This window comes from Aliiroseovarius sp. F20344, from assembly GCF_023016155.1.
GTDB lineage: Bacteria > Pseudomonadota > Alphaproteobacteria > Rhodobacterales > Rhodobacteraceae > Aliiroseovarius.
Map to the genome: position 1 here is coordinate 2,501 of NZ_JALKBG010000008.1, position 24,025 is coordinate 26,525.

Genomic DNA, 24,025 nt, shown 5'->3' on the forward strand with positions numbered 1-24,025 from the left:
AACGCAAGTTCGAACATGTGCTTCTTAACGGATCAAAGACCGACATCTGCGATCCAGTTCTTCGGAACAGTTAGGAAGCGCGGGAAAGTATGCTTTTGGTCCAGTTTGCCCTTCGGGGTAAGATGGCAGATATACAAAAGGTCTGTCTTCTTCTGGATCAAATCAAGCGCGAGAAGGGCGTTTGGTGAATGCCTTGGCAGTAAGAGGCGATGAAGGACGTGATACTCTGCGATAAGCTTCGGGAAGGTGAGAATAGCCGTTATACCCGAAGATTTCCGAATGGGGGAACCCACCTGACAGTTCATTATAATAACTTCGGTTATTTATAGTGTTCTGAAACAGGTATTTATAGACTGAATACATAGGTTTATAAAAGCAAACCCGGGGAACTGAAACATCTAAGTACCCGGAGGAAAGGAAATCAATTGATACTCCCCTAGTAGCGGCGAGCGAACGGGGACCAGCCGAGCCATGAGTGTGGATAGAATGCGTTGGGAAGCGCAACCATAGTGGGTGACAGTCCCGTATATGAAGCACAATTGGACGTATTAAGTAGGGCGGAACACGTGAAATTCTGTCTGAAGATCGGAGGACCACCTTCGAAGGCTAAGTACTCCTTACTGACCGATAGTGAACCAGTACCGTGAGGGAAAGGTGAAAAGCACCCCGACGAGGGGAGTGAAACAGTACCTGAAACCGAACGCCTACAATCAGTCGGAGGCCCCTTGAGGGCTGACGGCGTACCTTTTGTATAATGGGTCATCGACTTGGTCTATCTAGCAAGCTTAAGCCGTTAGGTGTAGGCGCAGCGAAAGCGAGTCTTAATAGGGCGAATGAGTTAGGTGGATCAGACCCGAAACCGAGTGATCTAGGCATGGCCAGGTTGAAGGTGCGGTAACACGCACTGGAGGACCGAACCCACATCTGTTGAAAAAGATCGGGATGAGCTGTGCCTAGGGGTGAAAGGCCAATCAAACTCGGAGATAGCTGGTTCTCTGCGAAATCTATTTAGGTAGAGCGTCATACGAATACTCCCGGGGGTAGAGCACTGAATGGGTAATGGGGGCATACAGCCTTACTGATCCTAATCAAACTCCGAATACCGGGAAGTACTATATGGCAGACACACAGCGGATGCTAACGTCCGTTGTGGAGAGGGAAACAACCCTGACCTACAGCTAAGGCCCCTAATTCATGGCTAAGTGGGAAAGCAGGTGAGACGACCAAAACAACCAGGAGGTTGGCTTAGAAGCAGCCATCCTTTAAAGATAGCGTAACAGCTCACTGGTCTAAATAAGTTGTCTTGCGGCGAAGATGTACCGGGGCTCAAGCCATGAGCCGAAGCTTAGGGTGTGCACTTATGTGTACGCGGTAGCAGAGCGTAGTGTGACATAGTTCCATTCCTCATTAGATCTGTTCGCAGATCCTTTGAGGATAGGAGCTTTCGATGAAGCGGGCGTGTGAGCGATCCCGTGGAGAGATCACTAGTGAGAATGATGACATGAGTAGCGACAAAGGGGGTGAGAGACCCCCTCGCCGAAAATCCAAGGGTTCCTGCTTAAAGCTAATCTGAGCAGGGTAAGCCGGCCCCTAAGCCGAGGCCGAAAGGCGTAGGCGATGGGAACCAGGTTAATATTCCTGGGCCGTGGAGTGGTGACGGATCTCGAAGGTAGTTCATCCTTATCGGATTGAATGGGCTGCTAAGAGGTTCCTGGAAATAGCCCTCCTGTAAGACCGTACCCTAAACCGACACAGGTGGATAGGTAGAGTATACCAAGGCGCTTGAGAGAACGATGTTGAAGGAACTCGGCAAAATACCTCCGTAAGTTCGCGAGAAGGAGGCCCAGTTTCTACGCAAGTATTGACTGGGGGCACAAACTAGGGGGTGGCGACTGTTTACTAAAAACACAGGGCTCTGCGAAGTCGCAAGACGACGTATAGGGTCTGACGCCTGCCCGGTGCCTGAAGGTTAAAAGGAGGAGTGCAAGCTCCGAATTGAAGCCCAGGTAAACGGCGGCCGTAACTATAACGGTCCTAAGGTAGCGAAATTCCTTGTCGGGTAAGTTCCGACCTGCACGAATGGCGTAACGACTTCCCCGCTGTCTCCAACATCGACTCAGCGAAATTGAATTGCCTGTCAAGATGCAGGCTTCCCGCGGTTAGACGGAAAGACCCCGTGCACCTTTACTACAGCTTCACATTGGCATCAGACACAACATGTGCAGAATAGGTGGTAGGCTTTGAACCAGAGACGCCAGTTTTTGGGGAGCCTCCTTTGAGATACCACCCTTGTTCTGTTTGATGTCTAACCGCGGTCCGTTATCCGGATCCGGGACCCTGTGTGGCGGGTAGTTTGACTGGGGCGGTCGCCTCCTAAAGAGTAACGGAGGCGCGCGAAGGTTGGCTCAGAGCGGTCGGAAATCGCTCGTTGAGTGCAATGGCAGAAGCCAGCCTGACTGCGAGACTGACAAGTCGAGCAGAGTCGAAAGACGGCCATAGTGATCCGGTGGTCCCGAGTGGAAGGGCCATCGCTCAACGGATAAAAGGTACGCCGGGGATAACAGGCTGATACTGCCCAAGAGTCCATATCGACGGCAGTGTTTGGCACCTCGATGTCGGCTCATCTCATCCTGGGGCTGGAGCAGGTCCCAAGGGTACGGCTGTTCGCCGTTTAAAGAGGTACGTGAGCTGGGTTTAGAACGTCGTGAGACAGTTCGGTCCCTATCTGCCGTGGGTGTAGGATACTTGAGAGGAGTTGCCCCTAGTACGAGAGGACCGGGGTGAACGTTCCACTGGTGGACCAGTTATCGTGCCAACGGTAGTGCTGGGTAGCTATGAACGGACAGGATAACCGCTGAAGGCATCTAAGCGGGAAGCCCCCCTCAAAACAAGGTATCCCTGAGGACCGAGGAAGACTACCTCGTCGATAGGCCAGAGGTGTAAGCGTGGTAACACGTTCAGCTGACTGGTACTAATGGTCCGATAGGCTTGATTTGATCCAGTAGAAGTTAGATCTCTACGGATAATCAAAAGCATACATCACAGTAGCACTTGACTTGGAAATTGCTCTTTATTCGGTTTGGTGGTCACAGCACCAGTGAAACACCCGATCCCTTCCCGAACTCGGCCGTTAAGCACGGTTGCGCCAATGGTACTGCATCTTAAGGTGTGGGAGAGTAGGTCACCGCCAAACCTAATAAAGAGCAAGAAAACGTATCCTCTCTAAACGATGATAAAAACAAACAAAACGCCGCCGAGCAGAAATGCCGGCGGCGTTCTGCGTTCAGGGGGGGAATGAGCGAAACTCACCTATAGGTGGTAAGCTCGGATCAATTGGGTTACAAACCATCGAGTTAAATTGGTGGCAGGTGCGCTATGAAAACCACCCTTCTCACTACGATATACCTTCTTACAATGTCTGTTGCTTACGGTGATGCACTAGGAAATCCGCCTCCTTATCATACCAAAGGAGTTGTAAGCTCCGTTAATGATGATGGAAGCTTTGAGTTTGCAGGCGATCCACAACTCTACAGATTGTGGGGAATCACGCCAAACGAAGGATTTGTTGATGAGTTTCGTAAACTTGTTACTGGGAATTGGATCGGATGTTATGAACGTCAATCTTCGCGCTCATTGACTTCAGCGGAAGTCGCAAACCCGCAGCCAGTGGATTGCATGAGAGTAAAGTCCTACTATCGTACCGGAATGTATTGGATAAAAGGTATCTCAAGCACATGGCTATATACCGGGAAGGCAGCGCCATATTGCCCGGAAGCTATCGAACTCTGGTGGGTTGCAGATTGTAGTAAGCATGTGTGCTGCAACTAACCCAAACTCGAAACTTTAATTACCGGATCTAGAGTTTAAGATTCGGTGAGGTGTATCCGAACACCGAGCCATGCTCTGGGCCGGTTAGAACCAAGCCGTACGTTTTAGGTCGAATGGTCTATTGGGTATTGCTGTTTGGCAAAGTGCTGCTGGGAAGTGCCTCATGAAAGGTCAGCCGATAGTCTACTGATAAAGACGTGAGATGCGCTTGGATGCAAAACGCGTTAACAGGGCTTAATAAATCCCGGACCTAATATGCGCCTCTTCCTCCTCACACTCCTCACCATGACCGCTTTCGCGGCCAACTCTCTGCTTAACCGGGCTGGACTCGCTGATGGTGCCATTGGTCCCGCTGGATTTGCCGCAATCCGAGTGATCTCGGGCGCGGTGATGTTGTGGGTGTTGATGGTGTTGGGGAGGAAGGTCGCTTCCAAACGCCCCGCGCCGGATTGGATCTCGGCGGGAGCGTTGGCCACCTATCTTCTGGGCTTCTCGTTTGCCTATGTGGCGCTGGATGCGGGGCTGGGCGCGTTAGTGCTCTTCGCCATCGTGCAGGTCACGATGTTCGCGGGTGCGGTGCGGGCGGGGGATCGGATCCCGGGGCTGCGGTGGGGCGGTATGGCGGTGTCGATGCTCGGATTAGCCTATCTGGTCTGGCCGTCTGAGAAGGTCCAACTTCCTGCGCTCCCATTGATCCTGATGACAGCTGCGGCCATCGGTTGGGGCATCTACTCCTTGATCGGGCGACGTGCGGTCGAGCCACTTCAGGCAACCGCGTGGAACTTTTTCTATGCCACACCCATTGTCCTAATCGTCACTCTTCCATTCATCTGGGGAGAGGCTCTCTCCATTCCGGGTATTCTTCTGGCCATCACGTCGGGAGCCATCACATCGGGGCTTGGATATGCACTATGGTACCGCGTCTTGCCGCAATTGGCCGCCAGCACCGGCGCGCTGGTGCAGCTTTCGGTACCGGTCATCGCAATGGGGGCAGGGGTCGCTCTGCTGGGTGAAACGGTAGGGCTTCGTGAGGTCACGGCTTCAGCTCTTGTGTTGGGCGGCATCGCCATCGGGCTTGTCGCGCGCAAATAGCCGAGAAGGCTTGCGTCGCAAAGGCAGCTCGTCTATACGCCCCCGGTGGCTTTACGTCACAGAATCAAAACCAAGAAAAGCCGTGTTTGGCCCCGTATCGCTTCTGGGGTCAGTTCCGGCAAAGGAGAAGCGAAATGAAATTGCATGAACTGCGCGACAATCCTGGCGCAACCAAACCCCGCAAACGCATTGGTCGTGGTCCCGGTTCGGGCACTGGTAAAACCGGTGGCCGTGGTATCAAAGGTCAAAAGTCGCGTTCGGGTGTAGCCATCAACGGCTACGAAGGCGGCCAAATGCCCCTCTACCAGCGTCTTCCTAAGCGTGGCTTCAACAAGCCGAACCGCAAGAAGTTCGCTGTGATCAACCTGGGCCTGATCCAGAAGTTCATCGACGAAAAGAAAATCGACGCCAAGAAGATCGACGAAGATACTCTGGTGGCTTCGGGTCTGGTCCGTCGCAAACTGGACGGTATTCGCGTTCTGGCCAAAGGCGAATTGACCGCCAAAGCCAACATCACCGTGACCGGTGCGTCGAAATCGGCCATCGAAGCTGTCGAGAAAGCTGGCGGTAAATTGACCGTGGCTGCTCCGGCTGCGGCTGAATAAGACCTTGTGAGGGGCGCGCCAGCCCCTTACATGTCTAATCACGTTTTCAAGCGCCGCCGGAGCCGGGAACGGTCCGGCGGCGCTTTACTTGATCTAAGGGGGCCTTATGGCATCTGCAGCAGAACAAATGGCGTCGAACATGAGCTGGAGCGCCTTCGGTAAGGCGACCGAGCTTCGCCAGCGCATCTTCTTCACGATCGGGCTTCTGATCATTTATCGGCTTGGCACATTCATCCCGGTTCCTGGGATTGACGCGGTTGCCTTGCGCGAATTCATGGAGCAAGCCCAGTCGGGCATCGCGGGCGTACTTGGCATGTTTACCGGTGGTGCGCTCAGCCGTATGGGTGTCTTTGCCCTTGGCATTATGCCCTACATCTCAGCTTCGATCATCGTGCAGCTAATGTCTTCGATGTGGGAGCCGCTGAAACAGCTGAAGAAAGAAGGCGAGCAAGGCCGCAAAAAGATCAACCAATATACCCGTTACGGCACCGTTCTGCTTGCCACGGGTCAGGCTTTTGCGCTCGCAAACTCGCTGCAAGCGGGTGATTTGGTGACAAATCCGGGTATGTTCTTCATCGCAGCTTGCGTGATCACTCTTGTGGGTGGCACCATGTTCCTGATGTGGCTGGGTGAGCAAATCACCGCACGCGGCATCGGCAACGGTATCTCGCTGATCATCTTCGTCGGCATCGTGGCCGAGATCCCTGCTGCCTTGGCACAGTTCCTGGCCTCGGGCCGTTCGGGTGCCATCAGCCCCGCCGTGATCATCGGTGTGATTGTCATGATGGTTGCCGTGATTGCCTTTGTTGTGTTCATGGAACGCGCCCTTCGTAAGGTCCACATCCAATACCCGCGTCGTCAGGTCGGTATGAAGATGTACGATGGTGGCTCAAGCCACCTGCCGATCAAAGTGAACCCGGCAGGCGTTATCCCAGCGATCTTCGCTTCGGCTCTTTTGCTGTTGCCAACCACGATCTCGACCTTCTCGTCAGGACAAGCCGGCCCGATCATGTCTACCCTGCTTGCCTATTTTGGCCCCGGTCAGCCGCTTTATCTGCTGTTCTTCTCGGCCATGATCATCTTCTTCACTTTCTTCTACACCAAGGAAGTTGCGTTCAAAACGGATGAGGTTGCTGATAACCTGAAAAGCCAGAACGGTTTTGTGCCAGGTATTCGCCCCGGCAAGAAAACCGCTGAGTATCTGGACTATGTTGTTACCCGCTTGCTGACGCTCGGCTCGATCTATCTGGCCGCAGTTTGCTTGATGCCTGAAATCCTGCGCAATCAGCTGGCCATCCCGTTCTACTTTGGTGGCACCTCGGTACTGATTGTTGTGTCGGTGACCATGGATACGATCCAGCAAGTGCAGTCGCATCTTCTGGCTCACCAGTATGAGGGCCTGATTGAGAAATCGCAGCTGCGCGGTAAGAAACGTGGCAAGAAGGGGCCTGCACGTCGATGAACATTATTCTTCTTGGACCGCCGGGTGCCGGCAAAGGAACGCAAGCTGCCAAACTGGTGGAAGAGCGTGGCATGATCCAGCTGTCAACCGGTGACATGCTGCGGGAAGCCAAAGCCTCGGGCACTGAGATGGGCAAGAAGGTTGCTGCAATCATGGACGCAGGCGAGCTTGTCACTGACGAGATCGTTATCGGTCTGATCGAAGAGAAGCTGGAAGGCGACAATGGCGGAGGCTTCATCTTCGATGGTTTCCCCCGCACGCTGGCTCAAGCGGATGCGCTTGGCGCGCTTCTTGAAAAGCATGGCCAGTCTCTGGACACTGTTATCGAGATGCAGGTGAATGACGACGTGCTTGTTGGCCGTATCGTTGGCCGCGCCGAGGAAGCCCGCAAAGCCGGTCAACCCGTGCGCGCGGATGATAACGAGGAAAGCCTGAAGATCCGTCTGATGGAATACTACAAGAAAACCTCGCCGTTGATTGGGTATTACTACGCCAAGGGTGACCTGCAATCTGTCGACGGGCTGGGCACAATCGACGAAGTGCGGGCTGAGATCGCGGATGTATTGTCCCGATAAGGCGAAAAGGTTTTGATTGGAAAACGCGTCGCAGTTGATCTGCGGCGCGTTTTCTTTTCCTGGTAAGAATTGGGGAATACCACCCCACGATCAAAGACGGGTTGACGGAGGCGGGAATCCCATCTAAGTCACCCCATCCCTTACGGGAATCGGTGTGTCTGCGGGGTCGCTCCCCTAGCTGCACCAGACCAAAGAATTCAGCGCGGCCCGCAGGAATGATCCGGCGGGCTTCCGTTGTGAAAAAAGGTTCCGGAGTTACGGAACCGCAACGAAAGGAAAGAATACGTGGCACGTATTGCTGGCGTGAACATCCCGACCCATAAACGGGTCCCGATCGCCCTGACTTATATCACTGGTATTGGCCATACTTCGGCTGCTGCTATCTGCGAAGCTGTGAACATCGACGTAACCCGTCGCGTGAACGAACTGTCGGACGCTGAAGTTCTTGCTGTTCGTGAGCACATCGACGCCAACTACACCGTTGAAGGTGACCTGCGTCGTGACGTTCAGATGAACATCAAACGTTTGATGGATCTGGGCTGCTACCGCGGTCTTCGTCACCGTCGTAACCTTCCTGTTCGTGGTCAGCGTACCTCGACCAACGCACGTACTCGCAAAGGCCCTGCAAAGGCCATTGCTGGTAAGAAGAAATAAGGGAGGGTTTGACCAATGGCTCGCGATAAGACTCGTACCAAGCGTAAAGAGCGTAAGAACATCGCATCCGGTGTTGCTCACGTAAACTCTTCGTTCAACAACACCAAGATCCTGATCTCGGACGTGCAAGGCAACGCCATCTCGTGGTCGTCGGCTGGCACCATGGGGTTCAAAGGCTCGCGTAAGTCGACCCCGTATGCTGCTCAGATGGCTGCGGAAGACGCTGGCAAAAAAGCTCAGGAACACGGTGTTAAAACGCTGGAAGTTGAAGTTCAAGGCCCCGGTTCGGGTCGTGAATCGGCTCTGCGCGCCTTGGCTGCAATCGGCTTCAACATCACGTCGATCCGTGACGTGACACCGATGGCACATAACGGCTGCCGTCCGCCGAAGCGCCGCCGCGTCTAAGGCAAGTTAATACCGCCGGGCCTCGCACAAACGCGTGGCCCGGTTTCCGTCATTTTAACCTCGGGCGTCCTGCCCTTTGGACATGGGGACAGGACTAGTATGGAGGGACGCATGATCCACAAGAACTGGGCAGAATTGATCAAGCCGACACAGCTGGACGTAAAGCCGGGCAATGACCCAGCACGTCAAGCAACTGTGATCGCCGAACCGTTGGAACGCGGCTTTGGTCTGACACTGGGCAACGCCCTGCGCCGCGTGCTGATGAGCTCGCTGCAAGGTGCCGCCATCACGTCGGTTCAAATCGACAACGTACTGCACGAGTTCAGCTCGGTCGCCGGTGTGCGTGAAGACGTTACCGACATCGTTCTGAACCTCAAGGGTGTTGCTATTGCTATGGAAGTTGAAGGCCCCAAGCGCCTGTCGATTTCGGCCAAAGGCCCGATGGTTGTCACCGCTGGTGCAATCTCGGAAAGCGCTGGCATTGAGATCCTGAACAAAGATCACGTGATCTGTCACCTGGATGACGGCGCGGATCTGTTCATGGAGCTGACCGTGAATACGGGCAAGGGCTATGTTGCTTCGGACAAGAACAAGCCGGAAGATGCGCCGATTGGCCTGATCCCGGTTGATGCGATCTATTCGCCGGTCAAGAAAGTGTCGTATGACGTTCAGCCGACCCGTGAAGGTCAGGTTCTGGACTATGACAAGCTGACACTGAAGCTGGAAACAGATGGTTCGGTTACGCCGGAAGATGCCGTGGCTTTCGCTGCGCGTATTCTGCAAGACCAACTGTCGATCTTCGTGAACTTCGACGAGCCGGAAGCAGCTGGCCGTCAGGACGAAGACGATGGCCTCGAGTTCAACCCGCTTCTGCTGAAGAAAGTGGACGAGCTGGAACTGTCGGTCCGTTCGGCAAACTGCCTGAAGAACGACAACATCGTTTACATTGGCGATCTGATTCAGAAAACCGAAGCCGAGATGCTCCGCACTCCGAACTTCGGCCGCAAGTCGCTGAACGAGATCAAAGAAGTGCTTTCGGGCATGGGTCTGCACCTCGGCATGGATGTCGAAGAATGGCCGCCTGAGAACATCGAAGAGCTCGCTAAGAAATTCGAAGATCAGTTCTGATCTTCACCGGGGGCCGGATCTCTGGCCCCCAACATGCCCGCCTGATGCGGGGAACATCCGGGCAATCCTGCCCCAAGGAGAGGGACCGACACGCATCGGTTCTCAGACAAAGCATCGCTCGTTCAAGAGCACCAAAGAAGGATTAAGAAAATGCGTCACGCTCGTGGTTACCGCCGCCTGAATCGCACACACGAACACCGTAAAGCTATGTTCTCGAACATGGCTGGTTCGCTGATCGAACACGAACAAATCAAAACCACACTGCCGAAGGCCAAAGAATTGCGCCCGATCATCGAAAAGATGATCACGCTGGCCAAACGTGGTGACCTGCACGCCCGTCGTCAGGCTTCGGCACGTCTGAAGCAAGAAGACCAAGTTGCAAAATTGTTCGAGGTTCTGGGACCGCGCTACAAAGACCGTCAAGGTGGCTATGTCCGCGTTCTGAAAGCTGGCTTCCGCTATGGCGACATGGCACCGATGGCCATCATCGAGTTCGTTGATCGCGACGTAGACGCCAAAGGCGCTGTAGATCGCGCACGTCTGGAAGCTGAAGAAGCTGCAGCGGACGCCGAAGAATAAGAACAGGTACATAACCTGTTCGAAAGCCCCGCATTTCGCGGGGCTTTTTCTTTTTGATGGGTTTACGGCAAAATCAAGCAATCCTTGCCAAAAAGCAACCAGTGGTTGTTTGACTTTGTGTGGCTAGTCTAAAAGGATAGTTTTGCGAACGCAGTCTAGGCGCCGATTGAGCGATGAAGATAGACCAAAAAATAAGCCAACGCTTGGCACATCTGACCAATCTGTCGCCCTCGGGCTACGCAATAGGTCTGCACATCCGGCATGCCGTTCCTCACCTTGAGTACAAAACCTACGATCCTGAATGGGTCAAGCTGTACATGGAAAGTGGCTTTATGCTGGCTGATCCCGTGGTCTATTGGGGGTTTGGGAACGGGACAACTATTCGCTGGAGTGCGTTAAACCTGCCCGACCCACACGGGATTTTAAAGAAAGCAGAACGTTATGGCCTTAAGTATGGGGCGGTCGTTGCTGTGGGTCCGATGAAATCGCGCACAATTGCCGGTTTTTCACGACCCGATCGAGAGTTCACAGATGATGAAATCGATAAGCTGCAGGCCATCGTCGAAGAGCTGCACGTGATTTCAACGCCTCCTGAAATCCTGACTAAAGCGCAACAGGCGGCGCTTCAGCATGTTGCCAAGGGGCATCGCTATGCCAAGGCGGCGGCGCTTTTGGGAATTTCGGAAAGCGCGTTGAAGGCGCGATTGCGCAGCGCGCGTGATCGATTGGCGGCGCGCACGACCGCTGAAGCAATTCAGCGCGCGCAAGAACGACGAATGCTGTAGGCCGCAGCGCTTTTCTTCTTTTCCCCGGCCCTTGAGGCGCATAGTTTCACCGCATGGCCGATCTTTTTGACAGTTCCACAAATCGCACGGATGCCACGCACGAGGCGCCTCGCCCACTTGCGGATCGATTGCGCCCGCAATTCTTGGATGAGGTGATCGGTCAGGAACAAGTTTTGGGCCCTGAGGCCCCGTTGGGCACGATGCTTGCCGCGGGAAGTCTTGGGTCGTTGATTTTCTGGGGACCGCCCGGCGTCGGGAAAACCACCATCGCCCGCCTTCTCGCCCGTGAAACCGACCTGCACTTCGTTCAGATCAGCGCGATTTTCTCGGGCGTGCCTGAACTGCGAAAAGTCTTTGAAGCCGCCAAGCATCGGTGCGCAAACGGGCAGGGGACGCTTCTGTTCGTGGACGAGATCCACCGCTTCAACAAAGCCCAGCAGGACGGGTTCTTGCCCTACATGGAAGATGGCACCATCCTATTGGTCGGGGCGACGACCGAAAATCCTTCTTTTGAGCTGAACGCCGCTGTGCTGTCTCGGTCTCAGGTTCTTGTGCTGACGCGCTTGTCATTGGCCGATTTGGAACGCCTCGTTCAGCGGGCCGAGCAAGAGCTGGGGAAAGCGCTTCCCCTGACCGGCGAGGCGCGCGAAGCGCTTTTGGAGATGGCGGATGGCGATGGCCGGGCGCTGCTAAACCTTGTTGAGCAGGTCGCCGCATGGAAGGTTGATGGCAAGCTGGATGTTGAAGGCCTGTCCTCGCGCCTGATGAAGCGCGCTGCGGTTTATGACAAGTCCGGCGACGAGCATTACAACCTGATCTCAGCGCTGCATAAATCGGTGCGCGGGTCTGATCCGGACGCAGCCCTATATTGGTTTGCGCGCATGCTAAACGGCGGCGAAGATCCTCGTTTCTTGGCTCGTCGACTGACCCGCATGGCGGTCGAAGACATCGGGCTGGGTGACCCGCAGGCCCACCGGGTTTGCTTGGACGCATGGGAAACTTACGAGCGGTTGGGGAGTCCGGAAGGTGAGCTGGCCCTGTCGCAGGCGGTAATATATCTGGCGCTTGCGCCGAAATCCAATGCCAACTATGTGGCGTTCAAGGCCGCGATGACGGCGGCCAAGAAGACCGGATCGGCCCCTCCGCCCAAACATATCCTAAATGCCCCCACGCGCCTGATGGAGGAGCAAGGCTATGGCGATGGCTATGCCTATGATCACGATGCGCCGGATGGGTTTTCGGGCCAAAACTATTTCCCCGACGACATGAAACGTGGCGTTTATTACATGCCGGTTGAACGTGGGTTCGAACGCGAGCTGAAAAAGCGCGTGGACTACTTCGCAAAGCTTCGCGCAAAGCGCCGGGATTAATCGCGCTGGTCACAGTTTCGCAAGGCTGGCTCGAAAACGCTTATTTCTTATGTCAGAGTTCAGAAACCGAACCGAGGGACCAACATGTCGAAAGAGCATCAGATCCAAACAGAAACCGTGCGCTTATGGGACCCATTGCTGCGCGTCTTCCACTGGGCACTGGCTTTTTGTGTGATTGCCACGTTCCTGCTGGGCAAGTTCGGGCCAGATGCGATGACACTGCATTTCTATCTGGGCTACGCGATCATTGGGCTATTGGTGTTTCGGATTGTCTGGGGCTTTGTCGGATCACGCACTGCGCGGTTCAGCCATTTCCTGTTCGGTCCTAGAAAGACACTCGCCTATATCGCCACGATGCCCAAACGACGCCCCAGTTTCTGGCCTGGTCACAACCCAGTTGGCGCATTGTCCGTGTTTGCTTTGATCGGAGTTCTGGCGCTTCAGGCAGGCACTGGGCTTTTCATCGACGCCGATGACTTCATCAACACCGGTCCTTTCGCTGACACGATCAGCTACGAAAACGCGCGCGAGGCTGCCAAGCTGCACTACAAGCTTTCCTTTGTCGTGCTTGGCCTTACCCTCGTACATCTGGGAGCCATTCTGTTTTATCGGTTTTGGAAGAGTGAAAACCTTGTGAAACCGATGATCACCGGTATGAAAGAGGTGGCGAAAGACCACCCCGACACCTGACTGGGCGCTTGACAATAAAGGCGCTTGGCCTCAGTCAGACGCCATGATGACACCCCTTTTGCAAGTTGCCCTTGGTGGCGCGCTTGGCGCCTCGGCCCGCTATCTTAGCGTGAACGCATATATCCGTGCGTTTGGCGCTGGATTTCCTGCGGGCACGATGATCGTGAATGTGCTGGGCTCGTTCCTGATTGGCGTCATCGTGGTGTTTCTGGCGCGAAAGGACGTAACGCATATGTCGCCTTTGTTGATGACCGGCTTTCTGGGCGGGTTCACGACCTTCTCGGCCTATTCGCTGGAAGCGTACACATTGTTTGAACGCGGACAGGTTGGCTCCGCCGCGATTTATGTGATCGGGACGGTTGTCCTGTCGATTGCTGCCCTGGTTGCAGGTGTAATGCTAGCCCGGATGGTGCTGGCATGAGCGGCGTTCAGGTAATTACTATCGGCCCGGATGAGGCAGAGCAGCGGCTGGACCGTTGGGTCAAGCGCATGTTTCCGCATGCAGGGCAAGGCCGGATCGAGAAGGGCTGCCGCAAGGGCGAATTCCGCGTAAACGGAGCCAAGGTCAAAACCTCGACCCGTGTGGGCCCCGGGGATGAAGTGCGTGTGCCGCCGCTTCCAACCACCAAGGACGATCGCTCGGAACCAAAAGCCAAGGCGCGCGTGTCAGATGCGGATGCGAAACTGATCCAGTCTTGCGTGATCTATCGCGATGATCACGTGATTGCACTGAACAAGCCCGCGGGTCTGCCCACGCAGGGCGGTTCGAAACAGACCCGCCATGTGGACGGTCTTGCCGAGGCGTTGAAGTTTGATCGTGACGAAAAGCCCCGCCTTGTGCACCGGTTGGACAAAGACACATCGGGTGTTTTGCTTTTGGCACGTACGCAGGCCGCAGCCTCTGGGCTGACAGCTGCAATGCGCCACAAAGAAACCCGCAAGATTTACTGGGCCGTCGTCGCAGGCGTTCCCACCCCGTATCTGGGTGAGATCCGCTATGGGCTGTTCAAAGCCCCCGGCGGAGGGCGCGGGGCTGGCGAAAAGATGATCTGCGTCCATCCGCGCGCGATGGACGAATACCCTGAGGCCAAACGCGCCCATACGCTTTATGCCACGCTTTATCGCGTGGCGAGCCGCGCAGCGTGGGTTGCAATGGAGCCGATTACCGGGCGCACCCACCAACTGCGCGCCCATATGGCCGAAATCGGGCACCCGATTATTGGGGATGGCAAATATGGTGGGTCTTCGCAGGACAATATGGGCGACGGCTGGGGCGCTATGATTGGCGGAGAGATTTCGCGCAAACTGCACCTGCACGCGCGCTCGATGACCTTTGAGCATCCCGTGACGAAAGAACCCATTACTGTGACCGCTGAACTGCCGCCCCATATGGCGGACACGTTCAAGACCTTCGGCTGGACGCCTGATCTGGCCGCCGATGACCCGTTCGAGGCGCTCTGAATGACCACACTGAAACTTGCTGTTTTCGACGTGGATGGCACGCTTATCGACAGTCAGGATTTTATTGTCGAGGCGATGAACCGCGCCTTTGGTGAGATGGGCGTGGCCCTGCCCACTCGGGCCGAGGTTCTTTCGATTGTCGGGCTGTCCCTGCACGACGCCATCGCACGTTTGGTGCCATCAATGTCCGAACCGGATGTGGCGGAAGCGGCGCAGCAGTATAAGAACATGTTTATCCAACTGCGCGCCGAAAAGGGTGGCGAAGCTGCTGCACCATTATATCCCGGTGCGCGTGACGCCCTTGAGGCGCTATATCCACGCGATGAAGTTCTGTTGGGCGTTGCCACAGGCAAGGCGCGGCGTGGCTTGGAACACGCTTATGACGCCCATGATCTGCGCGAGTTTTTCGTGACTCACCAGACCGCAGATGATCACCCATCAAAGCCGCACCCTTCGATGCTGAAACGCGCGTTGGTCGAAACCGGTGCTGACGCCGCGCAGGCGGTTATGATTGGGGATACCAGCTTTGACATGGACATGGGCAAAGCGGCCGGATTCCGCACCATCGGTGTAACGTGGGGCTATCATCCGCGCGAAGCGTTGGTTGCGGCTGGTGCAGATATTTTGATTGAAGCGTTCGCGGATTTGCCCGCAGCGCTGGACGAGCTATGGGGGCAAGCATGAGCGGTTGGGCTGCGAAACGGTTCTGGAAAGAAACCTCGGTCAGTGAGACCGATGGCGGATATCAGGTGCTGCTCGATGGTCGCGCTGTGAAGACCCCAGCGAAGTCATCCTTGGTTGTTCCGACCAAAGCTTTGGCGGAGGCGATGGCAGCCGAATGGGATGCGCAGGATGAAGCGATTGATCCCAACACCATGCCCGTTACACGCATGGCAAATTCGGCAATCGACAAAGTTTCCGTGCAACATGCTGCGGTCGCAGACATGCTCGCGGCGTATGGGGACAGTGACCTTTTGTGTTACCGAGCCACTGACCCGCGTGAGCTTGTCACGCGTCAGGCTGATAAATGGGATCCGATTCTTGACTGGGCGGTCGATTCTCTAGGAGTGCGGCTGAAATCCGTGTCCGGGATCATGCACGAAGCACAGGATGCGCATTCCCTTCGGAAAATGTCGGATTTGGTTCACGCCCTTTCGCCGTTTGAACTGACAGCTTTTCATGACCTCGTTTCGATTTCCGGGTCTCTCATTTTGGCGTTTTCGGTAACGCACCAGTATTTGGATGCAGGTGCAGCATTGGAATTGTCCCGTCTTGACGAGCTTTGGCAGGAAGAATTGTGGGGAAAAGACGAAGAAGCACAGGAAATGGTTGAAAAGAAGAGCAAGGATTTCGCAGTGGCAGCATGGTTTTATACCGCTGCCCAGCGTGAAACTTAATTCTGCCAAACCGTTAGTCGACGCTAATTATCTTACTTTCCCCTAGGTTAAGTATCGCAATTCTCAATGTTGCCCTTGACGAATTCTGATCAATCCTTTCAAAATCCTAGGCAGTCGAAGAGGGTACCCCCCTTTTTTGCATCACTCACTGCGGCCAGATGGTCGCTAAAAAAGCCCTAAAAATGGGTAAAATCAGGAAGAGGTAAAAATGAAGAAAACCGCTTTTCTTGGCGCACTCACTGTTGCCAGCATTGCCGCAAGCGCTGCTGTTGCTCAGGACGTGTCGACCGTTGATCAGATCAAAGAGCGCGGCAAACTGAACTGTGGCGTGACCACCGGTCTGGTTGGGTTCGCAGCACCGGATGCAAACGGAACCTGGAATGGTTTCGACGTTGGCGTCTGCCGTGCTGTTGCAGCTGCAGTTCTGGGCGATGCAAACGCAGTCGAGTTCGTGCCGACCACCGGTAAGACCCGCTTCACCGCTCTTGCTTCGGGCGAGATCGATATGCTGGCCCGTAACACCACTTGGACCTTCTCGCGCGATGTCGACCTGAAGTTCGAATTTGTTGGCGTGAACTACTATGACGGTCAAGGCTTCATGGTTTCCAAGGATCTGGGCGCAAGCTCGGCCAAGGAACTGGACGGCGCTACCGTTTGTATCCAAACCGGCACCACAACAGAGCTGAACTTGGCCGACTTCTTCCGCGCCAACGACATGAGCTACGAGCCGGTTCCGATCGAAACCAACGCAGAAGCTCAGCAACAGTATCTTGCTGGCGCATGTGACGTGTACACCACCGACGCTTCGGGTCTGGCTGCCACACGTGCAACCTTTGAAGATCCGGCTGGCCACGTTCTGCTGCCCGAGATCATCTCGAAAGAGCCTCTGGGCCCGCTGGTTCGTCACGGCGACAACAACTGGGGCGACGTTGTTCGTTGGACCCTGAACGCACTGGTTTCGGCTGAAGAGCTGGGCGTAACCTCGGCAAACATCGGTGAACTGGGCGCGTCGGCTGGCGACAACCCGGAAATCAACCGTCTGCTGGGCACCGAAGGCAACCTGGGCGAAATGCTGGGTCTGGACGCCGAATGGGCTAAGCGCGCCATCATGGCGGGCGGCAACTACGGTGAGCTGTTTGCCAAGAACATCGGTGAAGATACCCCGATCGCTCTGGCACGTGGCCTGAACGCTCAATGGACCGAAGGCGGCCTGCTGTACTCGCCGCCCTTCCGTTAAGAAACTCATGAAAAGGGCGTGGTTCGACCACGCCCTTTTTCTTTCCATCTGAACGCACCTTGGCACCGCGGCCCAAGCCGCCACCACATAACAAGCCAAGGGCAACGGGGATGTACCACATGACATCTATGACCGACCCTCATCAGGGCCAGTTCCGGCTATCCATGCTGTTGTATGACAGCCGGTACCGCTCGATGACCATTCAGATCGTCGCCTTGATCGGCTTCTTGATCTTGGTCTTCTGGCTAATTTCGAACACTGCTCAAAACCTTGCAGAACTGGGTAAAGAACCCAGCTTCGGGTTCATGAGCGAACCTGCAGGCTATGACATCAACCAGCGCCTGCTGGAATATAACTCTCAGGATACGCACCTACGTGCGTCCTTGATGGGACTTCTCAACACGTTACTTGTGGCCGTAATGGGCTGTATTGCGGCAACGATTATCGGAGTTATCGTGGGCGTTCTTCGCCTGTCGCCGAACTGGATCGTTTCTCGCCTTGCTGCAGTCTATGTTGAGATGTTCCGCAACGTGCCAGTCCTTTTGTGGATCGTGTTTATCATGGCGGTCTTGATCGAGACCTTGCCAGCACCAAGCGCATTCAGGAAAGGCGAGGCGTCAATGGCGCTTTGGGATTCCGTTGCGATTACCAATCGTGGCGTCTACATTCCCGAACCGCTCTTCTCAAACAGCTTGGGCAATATTCATCTGCTTGGCCAATCCAGCCTGCGATTTGACGTAAGCCTTGATCTGCTGGCTATTGCTGCGGTCTTCCTTGCGGGTATCCTGACGTCGATGCTGATCAAGCGTCGCGCGGATGCCATTCAAGAAAGCACCGGTGATCGCCCAGCGACATGGTACTGGCGTTTGGGCGTGGTCGTGATCCCGACAGTGATCGTGCTGACCATCCTTGGCCTGCACTGGGGTTATCCAGAGCTTAAGGGCTTTAACTTCAAGGGTGGCACATACATGCGCAATTCGCTGATTGCGCTTTGGTTGGCCCTGTCGTTGTATACAGGCGCCTTTATCGCCGAGATCGTCCGTGCGGGCATCCTGGCGGTTTCTAAAGGCCAAAGTGAAGCAGCGGGTGCGCTGGGCTTGCGTCCGAACCGGACCATGAGCCTTGTTATTCTGCCGCAAGCTCTGCGGGTTATCATCCCGCCGTTGATCTCGAATTACCTGAACCTCACCAAAAACAGCTCTCTGGCGATTGCCGTGGGCTATATGGACATCACGGGGACGTTGGGGGGCATCACGATGAACCAAACCGGGCGCGAGCTTGAGACGGTTCTGCTTTTGATGGCCGTGTATCTGGCAATCTCGCTGACGATTTCAAGCGTGATGAACTGGTACAACGAATCCGTGAAGCTGAAGGAGCGCTGATATGTCTGATATGTCTTACGTCCGCTCTGAAATGCTGCCTGAACGCGCACCGCCCGCTTCGTCGGTCGGGTTCGTCGGGTGGATGCGGCAAAACCTATTCAACGGGATTGTGAATTCGATCCTTACCATCGTCTCGCTGGTGCTGATTGCTATGGTCGCCATGGCCATCGTACCTTGGATATTCTCACCGACCTGGAACGGTACATCACAAAATGATTGCCGTGAAATCATCGGTGCAGGGCATCATGCCGCTTGTTGGGGTGTGATCAATGACCGTTGGGAGCAGCTACTGTTTGGCTTCTATCCCAATGGCACAGAAGGTGACACTACCGATCAACGTTGGCGTCCGATCGTAGCCTTTGCGCTTCTGTTTGTGGCGGTGACCCCGGTCCTGTTCAGCATGATCTCGCGCCGCATGAACTGGGTGCTTCTGCTGGCCGTTCTGGGCCTGACAGGTCTCTACCTTGGTGGTGCCGCTGGCATGATCCTTGGGCTGGCTCTTCTGGCCGGTGCTGCCTTCGTCGGCTTCAAAGCTTTGTCGACCGATAAAGATGCACGGGCTGCCGAGATCGAGGCGGGGGCGAAACGCTTGCCCAATCCGCTGATCTTCTCGGCGATCTTCCCGTTCATTGCGCCCTGGCTGTTGTGGGGTGGCTCCATTTGGTTGCCAGTCGGTGCCGCACTTGGCTTTGTGATCGGTTACTTTGCCTACAGCATCTTGTCGAAGATCGTCGGAAGCCTTGCAGGGATCATCCTTGCCGTTGTGGCTTCGATTGTCTGGTGGCTGTTCCTGACAGGTGGTTTCGCCAGTCTGATGGATGCCATTCTGCCAATTGGTCTTGAGCCAGTCGAAAGCCGCAAGTTCGGGGGCTTCATGCTGTCGATCACCATCGGTGTTGTCGCCATTGCCTGTTCGCTGCCAATCGGCATCGTGCTGGCGCTGGGCCGTCAATCCGACCTGATGATTGTCAAGGCGCTGTGCGTGGGCTTCATCGAGTTCATTCGCGGTGTGCCGCTGATCACGCTTCTGTTCGTGGCGTCTACGCTTCTGAACATCTTCATGCCGCCGGGCACGAACTTTGACATCATCCTTCGGGTGCTGATCATGGTGACGCTCTTCGCTTCAGCCTATATGGCCGAGGTGATCCGGGGCGGTTTGGCCGCGCTTCCGCGTGGACAGTATGAAGCCGCAGATGCGTTGGGGCTGGACTATTGGAAAGCCCAGCGACTGATCATCATGCCGCAGGCCCTTAAGATCTCGATCCCGGGTATCGTTTCGACGTTCATTGGCGTGTTTAAAGACACGGTTCTGGTGTCGATCATCGGCCTTCTGGACCCGCTGGGTCTTTCAAATGCCATCCGTGCAGACCAGGCGTGGAACGGTCTGGTGTGGGAGCTTTACGGCTTTATCGCACTTCTGTTCTTCGTCTTCTGTTTCTCGATGTCGCGCTACTCGATGTATCTCGAACGCCGGCTTCGTACGGACCACCGTTAAAGGAGAGACTAAATGTCTTCGATTACTCTCGATCACCACGCTGATCGCAGCAAGATGGCCGTCTCGGACGAGGTGGCAATTGAAATCCGCAACATGAACAAGTGGTATGGCTCGTTCCACGTGCTGCGCGACATTGATCTGACCGTCTATCAGGGCGAACGGATCGTTATCGCGGGGCCGTCGGGCTCGGGTAAATCCACCTTAATCCGGTGCATCAATCGTCTGGAAGAGCACCAGGAAGGTCAGATCATCGTTGACGGGACCGAACTGACCTCGGACCTGAAAAACGTCGACAAGGTGCGCTCGGAAGTGGGGATGGTGTTTCAGCACTTCAACCTCTTCCCGCACCTGACCATTCTGGAGAACTGTACGCTGGCCCCCATCTGGGTGCGCAAAGAGCCCCGCAAAGAGGCCGAAGCGCGTGCGATGCATTTCCTTGAGAAGGTGAAGATCCCAGAACAGGCCCACAAATATCCGGGCATGCTTTCGGGTGGTCAGCAGCAGCGTGTGGCGATTGCCCGTTCGCTGTGCATGATGCCGCGCATCATGTTGTTCGACGAACCCACCTCGGCGCTTGACCCTGAGATGATCAAGGAAGTGCTGGAGACCATGGTGGAGCTTGCCGAAGAAGGTATGACCATGCTCTGCGTGACCCACGAGATGGGCTTCGCGAAAGAGGTCGCCAACCGCGTGATCTTCATGGATGCCGGCCAGATTGTGGAGCAAAACGAACCGGAAGAGTTCTTCAACAACCCACAATCGGAACGCACCAAGCTGTTCCTCAGCCAGATCCTCTGATTTTTCTGAACAGAACTTCAAAAGCCCCGCCATTTTGGTGGGGCTTTTTTGTTGCGAGGGTGCTAGAAGGCGGCCAACACGGTCACCTTAATCACGGAATGACATCATGACTGCCAACAAACGTATCGTTCTTTCAAGCGACCACGCTGCCATTGATCTGCGCAATACCATCGCAGATCACATCACTGCAAAAGGGTACGAGGCAGTTGATATTGGTCCGACGACACCCGAAAGCACCCACTATCCGAAACATGGTGAAGCCGCGGCCCGCAAAGTGGCTTCGGGTGACTGCGCGCTGGGCATCATCCTGTGCGGCACTGGTCAGGGCATCATGATGTCTGCCAACCGTGTTGATGGCATCCGCTGCGGCGTTTGCTCTGAAGCATTTTCGGCCCGCATGATCCGCGAGCACAACAACGCCAACATGCTATCGATCGGCGCGCGTGTTGTTGGGCAGGATCTGGCCCTGCATATCGTTGACGCCTTCCTTGATGCCGAATTTGAAGGTGGACGTCATGCGACCCGTGTGGACATGATGGAAGCCATCGAAGGCTAAGAACTCAAGGTGCAGTGGCCCATGACATCGGCCCCAATCTTTGATCTGCGCAAATCCGTATCTAGACGCAATCTGGAGCGATTGATCATCATTCCAATTGTGGTGGCTGGATTTATTTGGCTGGGGTTCCGGTTGATTCCCGATGACGCAGTTTGGGCCTTGTCCTTTGAAGCGGTCGAGACGTGGAACCTTTGGGGCTTTCTTGGGCTCTTTCTGATTGTGACGGGCGTTGTCAATTTGCTGAAGCTTATGGTGTTTGTTTGGCGCGCCCGTGGCACCTCGGGCGAATGGCGGTTTCGACTGACGCAGGACGATCTGCTTTGGAAGGTGCCAGTTCACGCCCATGGACCCGAGGAAGGCTTTCACGTGCCTCTTTCGGCGATCAAATCGCTCGAACGTCGAAGAATAGCGCGAGATGATGATCCGGATATGGTCGAGTACTGGGCGCATTTTCAGGACCGCCCATCGATACAGCTGCGCGAGTATACGGGCTATTCAATCTCGTCTCTTATGGAGCAGGTTCACCAAGCTGGCGTGCCATATGAGAACACGACAGTCGACGGGTAGTCCTGAACTATGGTCTCAGATCAGCTCACGCGGGACCACAAATTCGACGACACGGCCCTTGCCCCAATCCACATCGGCCCAGCTGGCAGCGTCAAATTCAATCACAGACGTCGCGGCTGTCGGGTAGTGATGAAACTTTGGGTGCGGGTAGGGTTCTGCCGCCAGTCTGCGCGCCATATAGGCAGAACCAGGATTGTGGGCGACCATCATCACCCGCGATGTGGAGGCCTTTTTCAAAACCGCCAACATATCCTCGGGATCAGCCAGATACAACTCGGGCAGGTAAGAGACCTTAGGTGACCCTACGAGCTTGTCCGACACCAACGCCCAAGTCTCACGTGTGCGTGCAGCGTCCGAGCACAGAACCTCGTCCGGGGTGTCACCATGACCTGCCAGCCAACGCCCAATGGCCTTGGCTGATGCCCGACCACGTTTGTTTAACGGACGGGAATGGTCATCAAGGTCCGCGTCGCTCCAACTGGATTTTGCGTGTCGTGTCAGGATTAGGGTCAGGGTCATGTCGGGTTGAATGCTTTCATGTGAAATGCGGATTGAGAAGGCAACCTGCCATAAGACTGGCCTGCAGGACAAGTGCGACGGACCGCACAGCCTTGCGTCATGCAATTGGCAAGATCTTCGCCGTTCAAGTGCTCTTTGCACTTAGAAACATCATACGCTTTTGGGCCCAGAGCTGAAACAGGGCAGGCCTTTAGACAAGGCGCATCGCAATTTAAGCAGGGTTTGTCGCCGGTAGAGGGCAGAGGGCGCAAACCTGGTACACGCACGGCTCCCCGATAGCTGATCCAAAGCCCTGTAGTGTCATGAACCAACATGCCCACGGGACTGTCCCACGCCCGACCAGACGCACGCGCCCAAGCCTGAAACGGGGGATAGGGCGGTCCGTCAGATGGAAAAATCGCTGTACCGCCCCAGCTTTCAGCCAGCTCTCCGATCACGCGTTTGGACCATCGATCCAGCGGATCAGGTGCTCCGACCCAATACTCATCACTTTCGGTGAATACCTGCCAAAACCCCGGCTCATGTGGGCCTAACAGATAGATTGTGTCATCACCCTCGTGAAGTGTGCCCAGCACTTCCAGCTGCAGGTCCTCTGCAGCGGGTTTAAGGGTCATTTTCGTCGAAAGGGAAGCATCAGGCTCCAGCCCAGTTTCATCGGTTTTTCGTCCTGCCATTCCAGTCCTATCACCATGTCGCCATGCCCGTCGCTTGGTTGGTCCGTGTAGGTTCCAAACCACCGGTCCCAAACAGACAGGCAGAAGCCATAATTGCTGTCAGTCTCATTTCGATAGACCGAATGATGCACACGATGCATGTCAGGTGTAACAAGCACAAGTCTTAGCGCGCGATCCAGAGGCAGGGGCAATCGCCAATTGGCATGGTTGAACATGGCCGATCCGTTCAGCACCACTTCGAACAAGACCACAGCCATCGCGGGGGCACCTATCACATAGACCAGCCCGATTTTGATAAGCATTGAGGCTGCAATCTCGATTGGGTGGAACCTGAGCGCGGTCGACACATCAATATCCCGGTCCGCATGGTGTACGCGATGAAGGCGCCATAAGGCTGGAACTTTGTGAAACACAAGGTGCTGGGCCCAGATGGCAAAATCGAGGATCAGGAAAGACAACAGAACTGTTAGCCAAAGGGGCAACTCGAACTGGTTGAACAGCCCCCAGCCTTGGCGCGTAGCATCCATCGCCGCGCCCACCGCCAAAAGCGGCAACAGAAGGCTCAGCAGACGCAATGTGACGCTGTCGATGACGACAAGGGCCAGATTGGTGAACCAACGGCCCGAACGGGGCTGCACTCGCGCACGACGTGGGGCCAGTGCCTCTGCCACCGCGAAAACGATGAAGAGCACCAGAAAACTGCCCAATCGGATCAGAACTTCATATTCCATGTGGGGAATTTATGGGTTCCTGCCGGATCTGCAAG

25 protein-coding genes and 2 rRNA genes are annotated in these 24,025 nt (G+C 55.3%); 24 read left to right on the forward strand and 3 right to left on the reverse strand.

Translation table 11 applies throughout. The features are described 5' to 3' along the window. Positions 1 to 160 precede the first annotated feature (160 nt). The 24 genes from MWU55_RS09110 (at position 161) to MWU55_RS09225 (ending at position 22,066) form a co-directional block, all read left to right on the forward strand. Positions 161 to 2,996 (forward strand): 23S ribosomal RNA (locus tag MWU55_RS09110). A gap of 82 nt (positions 2,997 to 3,078) precedes the next feature. Next, positions 3,079 to 3,193: ribosomal RNA gene (gene rrf / locus MWU55_RS09115) — 5S ribosomal RNA — on the forward strand. Positions 3,194 to 3,375: 182 nt separating this feature from the next. Beyond that, positions 3,376 to 3,828 (forward strand): hypothetical protein, encoded by a 453-nt coding sequence (locus MWU55_RS09120; RefSeq protein WP_246935743.1) that lies wholly within the window; start codon positions 3,376 to 3,378, stop codon positions 3,826 to 3,828. Positions 3,829 to 4,113: 285 nt separating this feature from the next. Then, on the forward strand, positions 4,114 to 4,920 hold the full coding sequence (locus MWU55_RS09125; RefSeq protein ID WP_246935744.1) for a DMT family transporter: 807 nt from the start codon (positions 4,114 to 4,116) through the stop codon (positions 4,918 to 4,920). Between the two features lie 134 nt (positions 4,921 to 5,054). After that, positions 5,055 to 5,525: a 50S ribosomal protein L15 gene (rplO, locus tag MWU55_RS09130; protein ID WP_246935745.1), complete on the forward strand. Its 471-nt coding sequence runs from the start codon at positions 5,055 to 5,057 to the stop codon at positions 5,523 to 5,525. Positions 5,526 to 5,631: 106 nt separating this feature from the next. After that, positions 5,632 to 6,987 carry a preprotein translocase subunit SecY gene (gene secY, locus MWU55_RS09135; protein WP_246935746.1) on the forward strand — a complete coding sequence of 452 codons (1,356 nt, stop codon included), beginning with the start codon at positions 5,632 to 5,634 and terminating at the stop codon, positions 6,985 to 6,987. Further along, positions 6,984 to 7,562 (forward strand): adenylate kinase, encoded by a 579-nt coding sequence (locus MWU55_RS09140; protein WP_246935747.1) that lies wholly within the window; start codon positions 6,984 to 6,986, stop codon positions 7,560 to 7,562. The genes secY and MWU55_RS09140 overlap by 4 nt, the downstream gene beginning before the upstream one ends. 285 nt (positions 7,563 to 7,847) lie before the next feature. Further along, positions 7,848 to 8,216, forward strand: coding sequence for a 30S ribosomal protein S13 (rpsM, locus tag MWU55_RS09145; RefSeq protein ID WP_246935748.1), 369 nt, complete (start codon positions 7,848 to 7,850; stop codon positions 8,214 to 8,216). 15 nt (positions 8,217 to 8,231) lie between these two features. After that, positions 8,232 to 8,621, forward strand: coding sequence for a 30S ribosomal protein S11 (gene rpsK / locus MWU55_RS09150; RefSeq protein ID WP_246935749.1), 390 nt, complete (start codon positions 8,232 to 8,234; stop codon positions 8,619 to 8,621). Between the two features lie 111 nt (positions 8,622 to 8,732). Continuing rightward, positions 8,733 to 9,749 (forward strand): DNA-directed RNA polymerase subunit alpha, encoded by a 1,017-nt coding sequence (locus MWU55_RS09155; RefSeq protein ID WP_246935750.1) that lies wholly within the window; start codon positions 8,733 to 8,735, stop codon positions 9,747 to 9,749. A gap of 150 nt (positions 9,750 to 9,899) precedes the next feature. Beyond that, a complete protein-coding gene (gene rplQ / locus MWU55_RS09160) occupies positions 9,900 to 10,328 on the forward strand; it encodes a 50S ribosomal protein L17 (RefSeq protein ID WP_246935751.1) in 429 nt (142 codons plus the stop codon). A 173-nt stretch (positions 10,329 to 10,501) separates the two neighbouring features. Beyond that, positions 10,502 to 11,113: an autoinducer binding domain-containing protein gene (locus MWU55_RS09165; protein ID WP_246935752.1), complete on the forward strand. Its 612-nt coding sequence runs from the start codon at positions 10,502 to 10,504 to the stop codon at positions 11,111 to 11,113. A 53-nt stretch (positions 11,114 to 11,166) separates the two neighbouring features. Continuing rightward, the gene (locus MWU55_RS09170; protein WP_246935753.1) at positions 11,167 to 12,483 is read left to right on the forward strand and encodes a replication-associated recombination protein A; all 1,317 of its coding nucleotides are present in this window, start codon (positions 11,167 to 11,169) and stop codon (positions 12,481 to 12,483) included. Positions 12,484 to 12,567: 84 nt separating this feature from the next. Beyond that, a complete protein-coding gene (locus MWU55_RS09175; protein WP_246935754.1) occupies positions 12,568 to 13,173 on the forward strand; it encodes a cytochrome b/b6 domain-containing protein in 606 nt (201 codons plus the stop codon). A 43-nt stretch (positions 13,174 to 13,216) separates the two neighbouring features. After that, positions 13,217 to 13,594: a fluoride efflux transporter CrcB gene (gene crcB / locus MWU55_RS09180; protein WP_246935755.1), complete on the forward strand. Its 378-nt coding sequence runs from the start codon at positions 13,217 to 13,219 to the stop codon at positions 13,592 to 13,594. After that, on the forward strand, positions 13,591 to 14,634 hold the full coding sequence (locus MWU55_RS09185; protein ID WP_246935756.1) for an RluA family pseudouridine synthase: 1,044 nt from the start codon (positions 13,591 to 13,593) through the stop codon (positions 14,632 to 14,634). Before crcB ends, MWU55_RS09185 begins: the two co-directional genes overlap by 4 nt. Beyond that, positions 14,635 to 15,318, forward strand: coding sequence for an HAD-IA family hydrolase (locus tag MWU55_RS09190; RefSeq protein WP_246935757.1), 684 nt, complete (start codon positions 14,635 to 14,637; stop codon positions 15,316 to 15,318). Beyond that, positions 15,315 to 16,031, forward strand: a complete 717-nt coding sequence (locus MWU55_RS09195) for an ATP12 family protein (RefSeq protein ID WP_246935758.1) — start codon at positions 15,315 to 15,317, stop codon at positions 16,029 to 16,031. Before MWU55_RS09190 ends, MWU55_RS09195 begins: the two co-directional genes overlap by 4 nt. 208 nt (positions 16,032 to 16,239) lie before the next feature. Next, on the forward strand, positions 16,240 to 17,268 hold the full coding sequence (locus MWU55_RS09200) for an amino acid ABC transporter substrate-binding protein (RefSeq protein WP_246935759.1): 1,029 nt from the start codon (positions 16,240 to 16,242) through the stop codon (positions 17,266 to 17,268). 119 nt (positions 17,269 to 17,387) lie between these two features. Next, a complete protein-coding gene (locus MWU55_RS09205) occupies positions 17,388 to 18,650 on the forward strand; it encodes an ABC transporter permease subunit (RefSeq protein ID WP_246935760.1) in 1,263 nt (420 codons plus the stop codon). 1 nt (position 18,651) lies between these two features. After that, positions 18,652 to 20,145 (forward strand): amino acid ABC transporter permease, encoded by a 1,494-nt coding sequence (locus tag MWU55_RS09210; protein WP_246935761.1) that lies wholly within the window; start codon positions 18,652 to 18,654, stop codon positions 20,143 to 20,145. Between the two features lie 12 nt (positions 20,146 to 20,157). Continuing rightward, on the forward strand, positions 20,158 to 20,943 hold the full coding sequence (locus tag MWU55_RS09215; protein WP_281501851.1) for an amino acid ABC transporter ATP-binding protein: 786 nt from the start codon (positions 20,158 to 20,160) through the stop codon (positions 20,941 to 20,943). 106 nt (positions 20,944 to 21,049) lie between these two features. After that, positions 21,050 to 21,499 (forward strand): ribose 5-phosphate isomerase B, encoded by a 450-nt coding sequence (rpiB, locus tag MWU55_RS09220; RefSeq protein ID WP_246935762.1) that lies wholly within the window; start codon positions 21,050 to 21,052, stop codon positions 21,497 to 21,499. Between the two features lie 21 nt (positions 21,500 to 21,520). Further along, a complete protein-coding gene (locus tag MWU55_RS09225; protein WP_246935763.1) occupies positions 21,521 to 22,066 on the forward strand; it encodes a hypothetical protein in 546 nt (181 codons plus the stop codon). A gap of 15 nt (positions 22,067 to 22,081) precedes the next feature. On the opposite strand, the gene MWU55_RS09230 is transcribed toward MWU55_RS09225, so the two are convergent. The 3 genes from MWU55_RS09230 to MWU55_RS09240 are packed head-to-tail and all read right to left on the reverse strand — an operon-like array spanning position 22,082 to position 23,990. Continuing rightward, on the reverse strand, positions 22,082 to 22,585 hold the full coding sequence (locus tag MWU55_RS09230) for a histidine phosphatase family protein (protein WP_246935764.1): 504 nt from the start codon (positions 22,583 to 22,585) through the stop codon (positions 22,082 to 22,084). After that, the gene (locus MWU55_RS09235) at positions 22,582 to 23,199 is read right to left on the reverse strand and encodes a ferredoxin (RefSeq protein ID WP_246935765.1); all 618 of its coding nucleotides are present in this window, start codon (positions 23,197 to 23,199) and stop codon (positions 22,582 to 22,584) included. The genes MWU55_RS09230 and MWU55_RS09235 overlap by 4 nt, the downstream gene beginning before the upstream one ends. Continuing rightward, positions 23,196 to 23,990 carry a sterol desaturase family protein gene (locus tag MWU55_RS09240; protein ID WP_246935766.1) on the reverse strand — a complete coding sequence of 265 codons (795 nt, stop codon included), beginning with the start codon at positions 23,988 to 23,990 and terminating at the stop codon, positions 23,196 to 23,198. The genes MWU55_RS09235 and MWU55_RS09240 overlap by 4 nt, the downstream gene beginning before the upstream one ends. Positions 23,991 to 24,025 lie beyond the last annotated feature (35 nt).

Excerpts from the sequence above, each read along its gene's own strand:
- MWU55_RS09120 (WP_246935743.1), top strand. The coding sequence starts at position 3,376 with ATGAAAACCACCCTTCTCACTACGATATACCTTCTTACAATGTCTGTT.
- MWU55_RS09125 (WP_246935744.1), top strand. The coding sequence starts at position 4,114 with ATGACCGCTTTCGCGGCCAACTCTCTGCTTAACCGGGCTGGACTCGCT.
- rplO (WP_246935745.1), top strand. The coding sequence starts at position 5,055 with ATGAAATTGCATGAACTGCGCGACAATCCTGGCGCAACCAAACCCCGC.
- secY (WP_246935746.1), top strand. The coding sequence starts at position 5,632 with ATGGCATCTGCAGCAGAACAAATGGCGTCGAACATGAGCTGGAGCGCC.
- MWU55_RS09140 (WP_246935747.1), top strand. The coding sequence starts at position 6,984 with ATGAACATTATTCTTCTTGGACCGCCGGGTGCCGGCAAAGGAACGCAA.
- rpsK (WP_246935749.1), top strand. The coding sequence starts at position 8,232 with ATGGCTCGCGATAAGACTCGTACCAAGCGTAAAGAGCGTAAGAACATC.
- MWU55_RS09155 (WP_246935750.1), top strand. The coding sequence starts at position 8,733 with ATGATCCACAAGAACTGGGCAGAATTGATCAAGCCGACACAGCTGGAC.
- rplQ (WP_246935751.1), top strand. The coding sequence starts at position 9,900 with ATGCGTCACGCTCGTGGTTACCGCCGCCTGAATCGCACACACGAACAC.
- MWU55_RS09165 (WP_246935752.1), top strand. The coding sequence starts at position 10,502 with ATGAAGATAGACCAAAAAATAAGCCAACGCTTGGCACATCTGACCAAT.
- MWU55_RS09170 (WP_246935753.1), top strand. The coding sequence starts at position 11,167 with ATGGCCGATCTTTTTGACAGTTCCACAAATCGCACGGATGCCACGCAC.
- MWU55_RS09175 (WP_246935754.1), top strand. The coding sequence starts at position 12,568 with ATGTCGAAAGAGCATCAGATCCAAACAGAAACCGTGCGCTTATGGGAC.
- crcB (WP_246935755.1), top strand. The coding sequence starts at position 13,217 with ATGATGACACCCCTTTTGCAAGTTGCCCTTGGTGGCGCGCTTGGCGCC.
- MWU55_RS09185 (WP_246935756.1), top strand. The coding sequence starts at position 13,591 with ATGAGCGGCGTTCAGGTAATTACTATCGGCCCGGATGAGGCAGAGCAG.
- MWU55_RS09190 (WP_246935757.1), top strand. The coding sequence starts at position 14,635 with ATGACCACACTGAAACTTGCTGTTTTCGACGTGGATGGCACGCTTATC.
- MWU55_RS09195 (WP_246935758.1), top strand. The coding sequence starts at position 15,315 with ATGAGCGGTTGGGCTGCGAAACGGTTCTGGAAAGAAACCTCGGTCAGT.
- MWU55_RS09200 (WP_246935759.1), top strand. The coding sequence starts at position 16,240 with ATGAAGAAAACCGCTTTTCTTGGCGCACTCACTGTTGCCAGCATTGCC.
- MWU55_RS09205 (WP_246935760.1), top strand. The coding sequence starts at position 17,388 with ATGACATCTATGACCGACCCTCATCAGGGCCAGTTCCGGCTATCCATG.
- MWU55_RS09210 (WP_246935761.1), top strand. The coding sequence starts at position 18,652 with ATGTCTGATATGTCTTACGTCCGCTCTGAAATGCTGCCTGAACGCGCA.
- MWU55_RS09215 (WP_281501851.1), top strand. The coding sequence starts at position 20,158 with ATGTCTTCGATTACTCTCGATCACCACGCTGATCGCAGCAAGATGGCC.
- rpiB (WP_246935762.1), top strand. The coding sequence starts at position 21,050 with ATGACTGCCAACAAACGTATCGTTCTTTCAAGCGACCACGCTGCCATT.
- MWU55_RS09225 (WP_246935763.1), top strand. The coding sequence starts at position 21,521 with ATGACATCGGCCCCAATCTTTGATCTGCGCAAATCCGTATCTAGACGC.
- MWU55_RS09230 (WP_246935764.1), bottom strand. The coding sequence starts at position 22,585 with ATGACCCTGACCCTAATCCTGACACGACACGCAAAATCCAGTTGGAGC.
- MWU55_RS09235 (WP_246935765.1), bottom strand. The coding sequence starts at position 23,199 with ATGACCCTTAAACCCGCTGCAGAGGACCTGCAGCTGGAAGTGCTGGGC.
- MWU55_RS09240 (WP_246935766.1), bottom strand. The coding sequence starts at position 23,990 with ATGGAATATGAAGTTCTGATCCGATTGGGCAGTTTTCTGGTGCTCTTC.